The 10,336-nt window shown below is 41.1% G+C and carries 11 protein-coding genes; 8 read left to right on the plus strand and 3 right to left on the minus strand.

The window, feature by feature from the left end:
- The first annotated feature begins 59 nt into the window (after nucleotides 1–59).
- Complete coding sequence (locus F6K46_RS01360) at nucleotides 60–1,538, plus strand: sodium-dependent transporter (RefSeq protein ID WP_075904001.1); 1,479 nt, start codon at nucleotides 60–62, stop codon at nucleotides 1,536–1,538.
- Between the two features lie 151 nt (nucleotides 1,539–1,689).
- On the opposite strand, the gene F6K46_RS01365 is transcribed toward F6K46_RS01360, so the two are convergent.
- From F6K46_RS01365 to F6K46_RS01375, 3 genes are all read right to left on the minus strand, one after another.
- Nucleotides 1,690–2,451, minus strand: coding sequence for a phytochelatin synthase family protein (locus tag F6K46_RS01365; protein ID WP_293055190.1), 762 nt, complete (start codon nucleotides 2,449–2,451; stop codon nucleotides 1,690–1,692).
- Between the two features lie 361 nt (nucleotides 2,452–2,812).
- Complete coding sequence (locus F6K46_RS01370; RefSeq protein ID WP_075904005.1) at nucleotides 2,813–3,085, minus strand: cyanobactin biosynthesis PatC/TenC/TruC family protein; 273 nt, start codon at nucleotides 3,083–3,085, stop codon at nucleotides 2,813–2,815.
- A gap of 95 nt (nucleotides 3,086–3,180) precedes the next feature.
- Complete coding sequence (locus tag F6K46_RS01375) at nucleotides 3,181–3,387, minus strand: cyanobactin biosynthesis system PatB/AcyB/McaB family protein (RefSeq protein WP_075904007.1); 207 nt, start codon at nucleotides 3,385–3,387, stop codon at nucleotides 3,181–3,183.
- A gap of 400 nt (nucleotides 3,388–3,787) precedes the next feature.
- Between F6K46_RS01375 and F6K46_RS39985 the strand changes: the two genes are divergently transcribed.
- The 7 genes from F6K46_RS39985 to F6K46_RS01405 all read left to right on the plus strand — a co-directional run bounded on the left by F6K46_RS39985 (nucleotide 3,788) and on the right by F6K46_RS01405 (nucleotide 10,076).
- The gene (locus F6K46_RS39985; RefSeq protein WP_293055194.1) at nucleotides 3,788–3,997 is read left to right on the plus strand and encodes an ion channel; all 210 of its coding nucleotides are present in this window, start codon (nucleotides 3,788–3,790) and stop codon (nucleotides 3,995–3,997) included.
- A 12-nt stretch (nucleotides 3,998–4,009) separates the two neighbouring features.
- Nucleotides 4,010–4,279 (plus strand): transporter substrate-binding domain-containing protein, encoded by a 270-nt coding sequence (locus F6K46_RS01380; protein WP_293055381.1) that lies wholly within the window; start codon nucleotides 4,010–4,012, stop codon nucleotides 4,277–4,279.
- Between the two features lie 86 nt (nucleotides 4,280–4,365).
- Nucleotides 4,366–6,474 carry a GNAT family N-acetyltransferase gene (locus F6K46_RS01385; protein ID WP_293055196.1) on the plus strand — a complete coding sequence of 703 codons (2,109 nt, stop codon included), beginning with the start codon at nucleotides 4,366–4,368 and terminating at the stop codon, nucleotides 6,472–6,474.
- 21 nt (nucleotides 6,475–6,495) lie between these two features.
- A complete protein-coding gene (locus F6K46_RS01390; protein ID WP_075904013.1) occupies nucleotides 6,496–6,942 on the plus strand; it encodes an ASCH domain-containing protein in 447 nt (148 codons plus the stop codon).
- Between the two features lie 171 nt (nucleotides 6,943–7,113).
- A complete protein-coding gene (locus F6K46_RS01395) occupies nucleotides 7,114–8,730 on the plus strand; it encodes an AAA family ATPase (protein ID WP_293055383.1) in 1,617 nt (538 codons plus the stop codon).
- Nucleotides 8,731–8,794: 64 nt separating this feature from the next.
- The gene (locus F6K46_RS01400) at nucleotides 8,795–8,935 is read left to right on the plus strand and encodes a hypothetical protein (RefSeq protein ID WP_293055199.1); all 141 of its coding nucleotides are present in this window, start codon (nucleotides 8,795–8,797) and stop codon (nucleotides 8,933–8,935) included.
- On the plus strand, nucleotides 8,898–10,076 hold the full coding sequence (locus F6K46_RS01405; RefSeq protein ID WP_293055201.1) for a restriction endonuclease: 1,179 nt from the start codon (nucleotides 8,898–8,900) through the stop codon (nucleotides 10,074–10,076). Before F6K46_RS01400 ends, F6K46_RS01405 begins: the two co-directional genes overlap by 38 nt.
- The last annotated feature ends 260 nt before the right edge of the window (nucleotides 10,077–10,336 follow it).

The following is a 10,336-nucleotide window of genomic DNA, read 5'->3' on the forward strand; positions in this document are numbered from 1 at the left end:
GGATGAAGTATGAAGGATGAAGTATGAAGCATTAACTATCAAGATAGAGGGAATTGTAGATGGCTCGTCAACGTTGGGCTTCAAGAACAGTATTTCTCCTCGCAGCAGTAGGTTCTGCAGTTGGCTTAGGGAATGTGTGGCGGTTTCCCTACCTAGCTGGGAAATACGGTGGGGGAGCATTTCTAGTGCCTTACCTGATCGCTTTAGTCCTTATTGGGGTTCCACTGTTGATGCTGGAATTTGCGGTAGGACAAAAAATGCAACGGGGAGCCATAGGCTCATTTAGGAAATTACACCCCAATTTCGGCAGTCTCGGTCTGTTTGCCCTGATGTCAGCCTTTATCATTGTCTCCTATTATGCAGTTGTCATGGGCTGGAGCTTGATTTACTTTCTGGCATCCTTTGGGGTCAAGTGGTCGAGGGATGCTAAAAGCTACTTCTTTGATAGTGTTCTGCAAATCAGCGATGGGGTCAACGTATTAGGTGGTATCAACTGGCCAATCTTATGGTCTCTAGTTGTAGTCTGGGTCTTGATTTATTTCTGTGTTTGGAAAGGCACGACCAGTGTGGGAAAAGTCGTTGTCTACAGCGTGCCACTTCCAATTATTTTACTGGGGGTATTGCTATTACGAGCAGTAACGTTACCAGGTTTCCTCAATGGCTGGAAACTGTATCTTACTCCGGTTTGGAGTGCATTAGTTGACCCCGAAGTTTGGACAGCTGCATTCTCACAGATTTTCTTTACCTTATCTCTGGGATTTGGAATTATGGTGACTTATGCTAGCTACAAAAACTCACAGGATGACATTGCTAAAGATACCTGGTTAACTGCCTTGATCAACAGTGGTATCAGCTTATTTGCAGGCTTTGTGGTGTTCGGAATCTTGGGATATATGGCAGGAGTTACCAACACCCCCTTGGCAGAGCTGGCTGCTTCTGGTCCCGGTCTAGCGTTTGTGGTTTTCCCGGAAGCTTTAAGCTTAATGCCCTTACCTTGGCTGTTCAGTCTGCTGTTTTTTGTGATGCTGCTTTCCCTAGGCATCGACAGCGCCTTTTCCCTAGTAGAAGCTTTGAATGCGACTATCCTCGACAAACAACAACAGGGAAATGTTGCTAAGGTTTCAATTGGGGTTTGTCTAGGGGGATTTATTGCTGGAATTATTTACACTACCAGAGCTGGATTATACATTTTAGATATTGTAGATCATTTTGTTACTAACTATAACTTGATGTTGGTAGCTATTTTTCAATCTATCCTAGTGGGATGGTTGTATGGTGCTGAAAAGCTACGACGATACATCAACAAAGTTAGTGATTGGAAGGTTGGGAAATGGTGGAATTTTTCTATAAAATACCTGATTCCTATGGCTTTAGTCGCTTTGCTAGCAACCCAGTTTTCTAAAGATATTAGGACTCCCTATGAAGGATACCCAGCCTGGGCTTTAGGAATTGGCTGGGCAATGGTGTTTTTGCCATTACTTATTTTCCTGTCTTTGCTGGTCACAGACAAGACATTGATCAATGGGAGAACCGATTAATTTTAAGGATTAGTTTGTAAGTCGTTGGCCGTAGGCCACGCTACGCGAACAGCGGTCAGCGGTCAGCTGTCAGCTTAAAATAAACCTCAATATTGATAGATTAATGAGAATGCCATCAATTTGACCATCAATTTGACCATCAATTTGACCATCAACGGGTACTCACCAGCACAAACCCCCGTGTCTTTTTAGACTCTGAATCCTTAGTCGCCATGGCTTGCCACAATTCTTCAGCCTTGACCCAGACCGGAGGATACTTGTAACGAGAGACATCTAGGATCAGAAAACGGTCTGCTTCTTTGTTGTAGGCAGCTATAGGAGAAATATGTCCCCCAGTTTTCTGAGCAATGGCTTTGCGTAAGTAATTGACTAAGACAAAATTTTCCGCTTCTTGCAAATTCTTTACCACTATGTTGCGAAACTGATCCAGGGTCAAATCACCACCATGGTAAACCTCTGCTCTAACTGGATAAGTTTCCAATAATCCTGCTAATTGTTCCAAAGTCATGCCCCGACGAGCAATCACCTCAGCCATCCGCACTTCCTCAGTTTTGGCATTCAAAACATTCTTCTGGGTGAAGCGGTTAGTCCTAAATTCCGGTGCCTCTGGAGCTTGAATTGATAAAGCATTTAGCACCATGACCATACTAGCTACTCCACAGTAAGCCAGGTTTTCCTGAGTGACAAACTGAATACTTAGGGGCAAATAGTCTTCTCGGACTTGGCTTGCCATCAGTAACCTTTCTCCGTGATCGGAATCGAGGTTAATCAGATTTTCGGTCAGTGGAATTGTCTGGGCTAAGCATCCTCCATTGATAAGGAAAAACCCAATTAAAGTAGCTTGTAGGGGTATACGGAATACTTTTAGGAGACTTTTTTGAGCAGATTTTTTACCATAGTTGTAGTTAATCATATATACCAGTTCTCAATTGGATGAGGGACTTTAGTCTGGTGGTTTTAGGGAGTAAGGAGTAGGGAGCGGTGCGCGCCCGTTCGCGCCCCGCGTCGGCAAAGCCCTCAAGGTTCGACCCAAGGGCGATTTACTCACCCTAGGAGGCGCGCACCTTGAGCGAATTTAATTACGGGTCAAGGGCACGCCCTGGGAGTAGGGATGGATCGCTTTTGTAAAAATACGACCATTGAAGGCTATTATCATTTCAGGATAATTACCATTAATATAATAAAAATTTCCCCCATCTCCCTATCTCCCTACCCGTGAAATTTTAGTCGGACGCAAGAAACAGCCCTGCTATCCTTATCCCCTCATGCCCTGATTAAGCCCAAATGCGTCCCCGACGGAAAGGGGGGTCATTGTCTGGCTTCTGGTCTTTAAACATAACCTTCCACCGGGCATAATCTTCTAGACCAGTAGCAAGTAACACTGATTTCTTTTCTTCCTGTTCATTAAGCTCTGGTTGAACAGATGGAGAAGCAACCTCTGGTTGAACAGATGGAGAAGCAGCAGCAGGAGCAGCTTTGGCTTTTGGCTTCGCCTGGGTTTTTCTGCGACGACCGCGTCTGGGAGTTTTAGTTTCTTCTTCTGGCATAATTGTTTTTTACTGTTTGTTAGTGTTTGTTACGGTTTACGACATCTTATGTAACTGTTACCCATCTCTTAGTTTGACCTAGGGGCACCACCACATCAATACCATCCGCCCCAGCCGGAGGTTTTCAGTTGCTGATAACTAGGGTAAGCAAAGGGTGCTGGGTCATTGTAATTGGCACCATGGGTCAAGTCCATGCGAATAGTCACCAAGTCTTGGCCTCGACCATGAACTACATCCACTGCCCGATAGGGTTGAATCAGATCCGGTCTTTTGACTGGTGCTACTTGTTTGGGTAATCTCATCAAACACTCCTTTTCTGGTCAGTAGTGATATAATACGAACATTATTGCTTAGGAAGCAAGTTCTTTTTTGTTTCCATTTGGTTTTTTTCCTAAGTTTATAAAAATCTAAAAGCTGAAAAACCCGTCTCTTTAGATCGGGGATAAAATCCCATAGCGGCTTGAAGCGCCGTGATCAAAATATCTTATAAAGTCCCGAAACTTTAGTCTAAGTGTTGTAGAATAAAATAGGAAGAAGTTGAGGTCAGAGACAAAACCTTAGAGCTAATTTGTAAAGTAAATATTAAGAAGCTTGAAAGCCTTGCTATGATTATCTTTTGGTTATTAAATAGTTCAATTGTTCTAGTTTAGCGCAAGCCTGATCCTACAAGGATTACAGCGAGTTTACAAATCAGCTACAATTGTGGGCTATGGCGATAAATCTCCCGTTAGTGTTGTGGGGCGTTTGGTAGTAATTGTTTGGATGTTTACTGGATTATTCGTGGTTGCCTACTTCACCGCAGCCATCACAGCTGATCGTCTTGAATCGAATATTTCTGATCTTATCGATCTATTCGGAAAACAGGTTGCTACTGTCGCAGACACGACCTCTGCCAGATATATGAATCAATAGCCAGTCAAGCTGATTGAATTTGAGCAGCTGGAAGATGCATACAAAGCTCTCAAAGCGGGGCAAGTGCAGGCTCTAGTTTATGATTCACCAACGTTACTTTACGAAACGTCACAAAACGGAGAATACCAGATTGTCGGTGAGTTGTTTGCTGAACAAGACTACGGCATAGTTTTGCCTCAAGGTAGCCATTATCGCGAGCCAATCAACCGAATTATTTTGCAATTACAGGAAGAGGGAGAACTGACCAACCTAGAGCAAAAGTGGTTTCCTTCTAACCAGTAAGATTAGGTATGCTTAATCACGTACAATAGGGTCGATTCCATGCATAGTAATTGGTAATTGGCCATTGGTAATTGGTAATTGGTAACGTGACACAAAAGATAGAGCTTCAAATTGAAACAATTGATCAAAAATCCCTGCACCTAAGGACAGTCAAGGCTTTGGGACGAGCACACGCAAACACTCTTGGTCATTTTCCTGAAGGAGCGTTTGATCAACACGCAGTCAATCGTCAAATACTGGTGGCGCTTACTCCTGAAAAAAAGTGTACCGGTTATTTGTTATACCGGAAGGTGCGTAGGCATAATATCATCGTTATTGTTCATCTATGCATCGAGCCATCATGGCGTGGTAAGGGGATTGCTAGAAAGCTGGTTAATTATCTAAGTCAGAACACTCAGGACTTTTACGGCATTAAACTCAAATGCCGTCGTGATTATGAATTACATAAAATGTGGTCTCACTTAGACTTTGTTCCTTTGGCTGAAAAACCCGGAAGGAGCAAGGATGGAAAACTACTTACCGTTTGGTGGCGCGATCACGACCATCCCACCCTATTTTCTACGGTTGCTACCCAAAAACTTGAGTCTAAATTATGTGCAGTCATTGATACCAGCGTGTTTTTTGACTTGCAAGGAGATGAAGCTAGGTCAAAGGCCGAATCCGACTCTCTACTAGCTGATTGGTTACAGCCTGACTTGGAGTTATGTATAACTAATGAAATATTTAAGGTTATCAATACTATTGATGATACTAAACAAAGGAATGCTAAACGCCAGTTAGCCGATACCTTTACTCAACTCCCTTACAATCAGAAAGACTTTCAAACAGCTTGTCGCGCTCTAACCAAGGTTTTGTTATCAACTCAGATAACTCTCAATAAATCTGAACTGCGTCAGTTAGCTATAGCCATAGCTTCAGATGCACCATTTTTTTTGACTCGTAATTCACAAATACTAGCGATCACAGATGCTATAAATGAGGAGTTGAACTTATCAATTCTTAGTCCTACTAGTTTAATTGTTAAGCTAGATTATCTTCACGAATATATTAACTATCAGCCTGTACGCTTAGCAGGTACAGGTATCACTAGACAAGTTGTTCAGAAATTAGATCAGGTAGCTTTCTTGAGTCAAAGGTTTTTGGTTAGTCCTAAGGGAGAAAAACTTAGTGATTTTCAAGGAAGGCTGGGCTATATTATTGCTAATCCCGATAAATTCAAGTGTTATATTATTCTCCAGTCAGAAAATAATCCCCTAGCTTTAATTGCGTATCATACCCAGAAAAAACATGAGTTAAACATTCCAATTTTTCGGGTTAGATCTGGTCCTCTTGAAGAAACCCTGGCGCGGCACTTAATTTTTTGGTTTATATCCCTGTCAGTACGTGAAAATCTGCCATTTACACGAATTACTGAACCTTATTTGGATCACACTATTCTTAGCGGTATTCAAGATGATGCATTTTTTAAAGTTAAGGATGGTTATTTAAATGCCAATCTTCCGGTTGCCATAACTGCGACAGAATTATCCGACTATCTAACTCATTTAGCTAATCGAAGTCAGGATTATAACTTTTGCCTAAAAATTGCTGATACCCTCAAAACTGATAAATTAACCACAGCGGTAAAAACAACGCTAGACGTTGAACGCATACTGTGGCCAGCAAAAATTGTTGATGCTGATCTTCCTACTATAATCATTCCTATTCAAGCAGAATGGGCAAAGGAATTATTCGATGAAGACTTAGCTAACCAGCTCCTATGGAGATCGGAAACTGATCTGGCGCTAAAACGTGAACTTGTTTATTATCGAAGCCATCGAAGTAATGGTGGCTTAAAACCAGGGGTTGTTGGTAGAATTCTTTGGTATGTAAGCTATAATAAAAAGTATTGCGGCACAGGAAAGGTAAGAGCGTGCTCTAGACTTGATGAAGTAGTCGTAAATAAACCTAAAAATCTCCATCAACAGTTTCGACGATTGGGTGTATATGAATTAGAAGATTTAATGAAGCTTACCAAAAATGATCCTAATAAAAATCTGATGGCACTTCGATTTAGTGATACTGAACTGTTTAAAAATCCTATAGATTTGGCGGAAATTAAAGAAATACTTGGTAAGCGTTTAACACTTCAATCACCGTTGCGGATTGATAAGGAACAATTTACAATGATATATAGAGAAGGCACCCAAAATTAATAAAAATTACTCGTGTTAACAATGCCCAATGTGTTGTTATTATCAATTCGTCCTAAATATGCTAATCAATTATTCAAGGGAACCAAAAAAATTGAACTTCGTCGGGTGCGTCCTCGATTAGTACCAGGGGATATTGTTGTGGTTTATGTCTCGGCTCCAGATAAGGTTTTATCGGGTTTTTTTGAAGTGGAAGACGTTATTCAAGACCGCCCGGATATCCTTTGGTATAAAGTAAAGGACAATGCTGGTATAGAAAAAAAAGATTTTAATGAGTATTATGAGGAAGCCGCCGTCGGTTATGGGATTTGCTTAAAACTCATAGAACATTTTGAGCCACCAGTAACCTTACAAGATTTGAGAGCAAAATGGGCTAACTTTAGACCTCCACAATCTTATCATTACTTGACGACTAGTCAATTTGAGTATCTTAAGTCTATTGTACAGAATAAAATGGAAATTATGTCATAGCCTTATATCAATTAGCTAAATATTTGCTAAGAAGGGATTTTGGAATGGGTCATGGAGAATCGATAATGGATAATAGCAAGCCAATAACCCACTAGTGAGAATCAATGACTAACTAACTAAAATTTTATAATGTCTCAAACATGTTCTAATAAAAAAAATTAGGTGGATAGTATGGTGGGGGATAAGAAAGCTGAATTGGTCAGTCTATTTCAGGAATTTATCAGTTCATATCCCTACACACCGGTTGGGTTAAGTCACATGGCAACCTACAAAGAGCAGCGTCGCCTTTGGTGTCGGAATTTTGAAGCTATCTCTGCCATAGTGGAGTCTGGAGAAGCTATAACAGAACCGATACTATTTCAGCTATTCCCTGATAGAGAATTGGCGATTACGTTGAATAGTCAATATGGTGAGGGTGATGGTTCATGGATACTAACTATTCCTAGAAAATATGATAATTATTTAGAATTACAATTGCCGTCAACACTGACATCCCAGCAGCAATGGATACAAAGGTTAGTAGAGCAGATTGGTTACGACATCCTTGAATTTGTTGGTCGCTGCACTAAGCCTCCTAATCAGTTATCAGCAGCTTGTGATCAGTTTTCTACAGGGGAATACTCTAAAGGTTTTCCGACGGAAATGCTGACGAATCTCCTCAATGGGCTGCAACCAGATAGGTTTCTGTTAATCAATGATAATTCTCGACAGGTTATCAATTATTTTGTTAATACATCCTACGGAAAGAGACTGACAGATTATTCAGCGGCTAATGCTACAGGATTTAAGCTTATTAAAGCATTAGATAACACTATGCATCAACCGGGTGTACCAGTACTGAGGGATAATGATTTATTCGATATGTTTTGCTACTGGTTAGTTGCGGTTAAAGGGTATAATTTTTCGGGGAAAGAGGAGGTTATCGAATTTACCTCTGATGCTTCAAGGATAGCGTTACCAGAGGAGTATACGGTAAGCCAATGTGCTAAAGATACTGGTTTTGATATAGCAGAGTTAGAGGGATGGATACGTGCTATTGAACGCAAAGGACAAGGAATTTTTTACGGCCCACCAGGTACAGGTAAAACCTATAGTGCTCAAAAAATTGCTAACCATTTAATCAGTGGAAGTGATGGATTCACGGAACTTGTCCAATTCCATCCTGCCTATTCCTATGAAGACTTTATTCAAGGTATTCGTCCACAAAGTCAAAATGGGGAATTGAGATATCCTTTAGTTCCAGGCAGATTTCTAGAATTCTGTAATAAAGCTGAGTCTCGGCAAGGAATTTGTGTTCTAATCATCGATGAAATTAATCGTGCTAACCTCGCTAGTGTGTTTGGAGAATTATTGTATCTACTAGAGTACCGGGATCAAAAAATTCCCTTAGCTGGCAGTAATCAACTATTCAGTATCCCGAAAAATGTTCGGATCATCGGTACTATGAACACAGCGGATCGTTCTATTGCTCTAGTTGATCAGGCATTTCGCCGTCGCTTCGCGTTTATTCGGCTCTATCCCAACTATGAAATCCTGAGACGATATCACCAAACAACGGATTTTCCAGTGAATGAATTGATTAAGATACTGGAACAAATAAATAATGCGATCGCAGATCCTAACTACTCCCTCGGAATCTCCTTCTTTCTACTAGAAACTATAGCTGAGGAAATTGAAGATATCTGGCAAAGGGAAATTGAGCCATATCTAGAAGAATACTTTTTCGATCAACGAGACAAACTAGACCAATTTCGCTGGGACACTATAAAATTAAGAATTAAAAATTAAGAATTAAAAATTAAAAATTAAAAATTAAAAATCTAGCGTTTCAAATACTTATGAAGTAAATTCAATGTTCTTACCCCTACTCCCTATTCCCTATTCCCTATTCCCTATTCCCTATTCCCTATTCCCTATTCCCTATTCCCTGTTCCCTGGGCGTAGCGCTATAACAAATGACTATAATCAAACTAACGGAGTATCAGCCAGATAAGATTCCACGCTACCAGATTTCAGAATCCGTAATCGATGAATTGCAGCAAAAATACAGCAATCAGGTAACAGTAAACCTTCAATACTCCAAAACCGGGGATTATTGGCAACTAACCTCTCAAGGATGGGTAGGTTATATTCCCCTAACCAATGAACTGAGCATCCAACTCCAGCCGAAAGTCCCCCTAAACAATCTTTTCGGAATGCTGGACTATGCTTATAACCTTAGAAGCTTTCACATTCTAGAAGGGTTGATTGATTGTCAATCTCTAGAAGAATTTTACGATTACCTGGTCAGTATCCTTATTAATGGCATACGCGATCGCATTCGCCAAGGACTCTACCGCACCTACATCCCTACAACTGGTCAACTAGCATACCTTCGGGGGCGTTTGGATGTACAGCAAACTATCCAGAAGCCATGGGATATCAAACTTAACTGCCATTACGACGAACATACTAGTGACATCGAAGATAATCAGATTATCGCCTGGACACTCCACTGTATCTCTCGCACGGGTTTATATAGCGCTAAGGTAAGTCCCATGTTGCGCCAAGCCTATCATGCCCTACAAAACCTTGTCACCCTACAACCTTATAGCGCTAGGGATTGTATCGGACGAAACTATAATCGGCTCAATCAGAATTACCAAAGGTTACATGTTCTTTGCCGCTTTTTTCTCGAACACAGCGGACCAAGTCATCAAACAGGTAGTCATACCATGTTGCCCTTTCTAGTTAACATGGCAAAACTCTATGAACGCTTTGTTGCTGAATGGCTAAAATCGCACTTACCTACTGGCTTTGGCATTAAGATACTCGAAAGAGTAGACATCGACAAGACATTATATTTTTACATTGATTTAGTACTTTACGAGGTGGCGACTGAGAAAACATACTGCATTCTCGATACTAAGTATAAAATCCCTATTAGTCCATCTCGTGATGACTTTAACCAAGTAGTAATCTATGCCATCACACAAGATTGCCAAGAGGCAGTTTTAGTATATCCAGCTCCTTTAACTCAACCCCTTGATGTTAAAATTCGTGATATTCGAGTCCGCAGCTTGACATTTTCTCTGGATGGGAATTTGGAAGAAGCTGGTGAATTATTTTTAAAGAAATTAACAGGATTTACTTAGAACTGGGAAGCACACCCTACAGGTAGAGTGAGTGACATACTCCTACACTGACCTTACAGGTTCAGTGTAGGCTTCTTACCAACACCAGCTATTGCTTCGGTTACAAGGCCTATGGCCACGCTACGCGAACGGTAATTAAACTAAGCCGTGGGGTCGCCCCCGCCGACTCGTCTCCAAAACCGGACGTGAAAGTTTCCCCTCATCCGGCTCCTCGCGACGGAATCTCTTGTCAGTGGTACCTCTACATTAGAATGGATTTT

The organism is Moorena sp. SIO3E8, from assembly GCF_010692445.1.
In the GTDB taxonomy this organism is placed as follows: Bacteria; Cyanobacteriota; Cyanobacteriia; order Cyanobacteriales; family Coleofasciculaceae; genus Moorena; species Moorena bouillonii.

Bases quoted from the DNA above. Each gene is read 5' to 3' on its own strand.
- F6K46_RS01360 (WP_075904001.1), top strand. From the start codon at position 60: ATGGCTCGTCAACGTTGGGCTTCAAGAACAGTATTTCTCCTCGCAGCA.
- F6K46_RS01365 (WP_293055190.1), bottom strand. From the start codon at position 2,451: ATGATTAACTACAACTATGGTAAAAAATCTGCTCAAAAAAGTCTCCTA.
- F6K46_RS01370 (WP_075904005.1), bottom strand. From the start codon at position 3,085: ATGCCAGAAGAAGAAACTAAAACTCCCAGACGCGGTCGTCGCAGAAAA.
- F6K46_RS01375 (WP_075904007.1), bottom strand. From the start codon at position 3,387: ATGAGATTACCCAAACAAGTAGCACCAGTCAAAAGACCGGATCTGATT.
- F6K46_RS01390 (WP_075904013.1), top strand. From the start codon at position 6,496: ATGCCCAATGTGTTGTTATTATCAATTCGTCCTAAATATGCTAATCAA.
- F6K46_RS01395 (WP_293055383.1), top strand. From the start codon at position 7,114: ATGGTGGGGGATAAGAAAGCTGAATTGGTCAGTCTATTTCAGGAATTT.
- F6K46_RS01400 (WP_293055199.1), top strand. From the start codon at position 8,795: ATGTTCTTACCCCTACTCCCTATTCCCTATTCCCTATTCCCTATTCCC.
- F6K46_RS01405 (WP_293055201.1), top strand. From the start codon at position 8,898: ATGACTATAATCAAACTAACGGAGTATCAGCCAGATAAGATTCCACGC.